2 rRNA genes are annotated in these 2,044 nt (G+C 63.6%); both read right to left on the bottom strand.

Going from position 1 to position 2,044, the window contains the following annotated elements:
* Positions 1-78 precede the first annotated feature (78 nt).
* Positions 79-1,593, bottom strand: a 16S ribosomal RNA gene (locus CZ375_RS00040).
* Positions 1,594-1,902: 309 nt separating this feature from the next.
* A 5S ribosomal RNA gene (rrf, locus tag CZ375_RS00035) occupies positions 1,903-2,017 on the bottom strand.
* Between the last annotated feature and the right edge of the window lie 27 nt (positions 2,018-2,044).

The raw sequence follows: 2,044 nt of genomic DNA, 5'->3' as shown, positions 1-2,044 counted from the left end.
GTGGATAGCGGGATTGGACGGGGTTCGGACCGACCGTCTGTGGTGTGTCTCTCTGAGCGACCACTGTGGTCTCCCTAGAAAGGAGGTGATCCAGCCGCACCTTCCGGTACGGCTACCTTGTTACGACTTCACCCCCCTTACCCTCCACACCTTCGGCGCCTCCCCCCCTCTCGGGTTGGGCCGACGACTTCGGGTGCAGACGACTCGGGTGGTGTGACGGGCGGTGTGTACAAGGCCCGGGAACGCATTCACCGCGGCGTGCTGATCCGCGATTACTAGCAACTCCGACTTCGTGGAGGCGGGTTGCAGCCTCCAGTCCGAACTGGGGCCGGCTTTGGGGATTCGCTCCCGCTCGCGCGGTGGCAGCCCACTGTGCCGGCCATTGTAGCACGTGTGCAGCCCAGGACATAAGGGGCATGATGACTTGACGTCGTCCCCACCTTCCTCCGGCTTGACGCCGGCGGTCTCGCATGGGTGCCCGGCCGGACCGCTGGCAACATGCGACGAGGGTTGCGCTCGTTGCGGGACTTAACCCAACATCTCACGACACGAGCTGACGACAGCCATGCACCACCTGTCTAGGCTCCTCTCGGCCACGGCGTCTCCGCCGCTTCACCTAGATGTCAAGCCCTGGTAAGGTTCTTCGCGTTGCTTCGAATTAAGCCACATGCTCCGCTGCTTGTGCGGGCCCCCGTCAATTCCTTTGAGTTTTAGCCTTGCGGCCGTACTCCCCAGGCGGGACACTTAATGCGTTGGCTGCGGCACGGAGGGATCGTCCCCCCACACCTAGTGTCCATCGTTTACGGCTGGGACTACCAGGGTATCTAATCCTGTTCGCTCCCCCAGCTTTCGCGCCTCAGCGTCAGTCGTGGCCCAGAAGGCCGCCTTCGCCACCGGTGTTCTTCCCAATATCTGCGCATTCCACCGCTACACTGGGAATTCCGCCTTCCCCTACCAGACTCAAGCCAGCCGGTATCGGGAGCGGGCGGGGGTTGAGCCCCCGGATTTGACTCCCGACCAAACTGGCCGCCTACGCGCGCTTTACGCCCAATGAATCCGGATAACGCTCGCCCCCTACGTATTACCGCGGCTGCTGGCACGTAGTTAGCCGGGGCTTCTTCTGCAGGTACCGTCACCTCGCGGCCTCGTCCCTGCTGAAAGCGGTTTACGACCCGAAGGCCTTCGTCCCGCACGCGGCGTCGCTGCATCAGGCTTCCGCCCATTGTGCAAGATTCCCCACTGCTGCCTCCCGTAGGAGTCTGGGCCGTGTCTCAGTCCCAATCTGGCCGGTCGGTCTCTCAACCCGGCTACCCATCATTGCCTTGGTGGGCCGTTGCCCCACCAACTAGCTAACAGGCCGCGGGCCCATCCCTCGCCGTCTGGGCTTTCCCGCCCCCACCATGCGGTGGGTGCGGAGTATCCGGTATTAACCACGGTTTCCCGAGGCTGTCCCGGTGCGAGGGGCAGGTTGCCCACGTGTTACTCAGCCGTTCGCCACTTTATTCGCGCCCGAAGGCGCCTTAACCGTTCGACTTGCATGTGTTAGGCGCGCCGCCAGCGTTCATCCTGAGCCAGGATCGAACTCTCCGTTCAAAAGCGACGCGGGGTCTCCCCCGCGGTCCCCGTTGACATGAGTGGTCGTCCGAAGCCCGGATCCCGCTGATCTGGATTCGCTTGGTCGAATTGACGTGTTCTCGAAAATTCGAACATCGCTTATCTGCTGTCTTTCGTCGATCTTTCGATCGCAGTATCCGGTTCTCAAGGTTCGCCTGCGCCCGGGGCCGTCCGGCCCGTCGCGGCGCGGGAAACAACTATACGCGCCCGGGCGGCGGGCGGGCGCGGGGATCCGCGCCTCCACCATCTCGACACAACCGGGTCCCGAAACGGAAAACGCCCCTGGTTGGTCAGCGGCGTCCTGCTCTCCCACGGACTACTCCGCAGTACCATCGGCGCTCGGGGGCTTAACTTCCGGGTTCGGAATGGGACCGGGTGTGCCTCCCCTGCCATGGCCGCTGACCAACTAGGGGCGTTCTCTCTCCGGGGC

It is taken from the genome of Olsenella urininfantis, from assembly GCF_900155635.1.
GTDB classification, from domain to species: domain Bacteria; phylum Actinomycetota; class Coriobacteriia; order Coriobacteriales; family Atopobiaceae; genus Olsenella_G; species Olsenella_G urininfantis.
The sequence above is the reverse complement of the archived record's forward strand: the minus strand, read 5'-3'. Positions and strand labels throughout refer to the sequence as shown.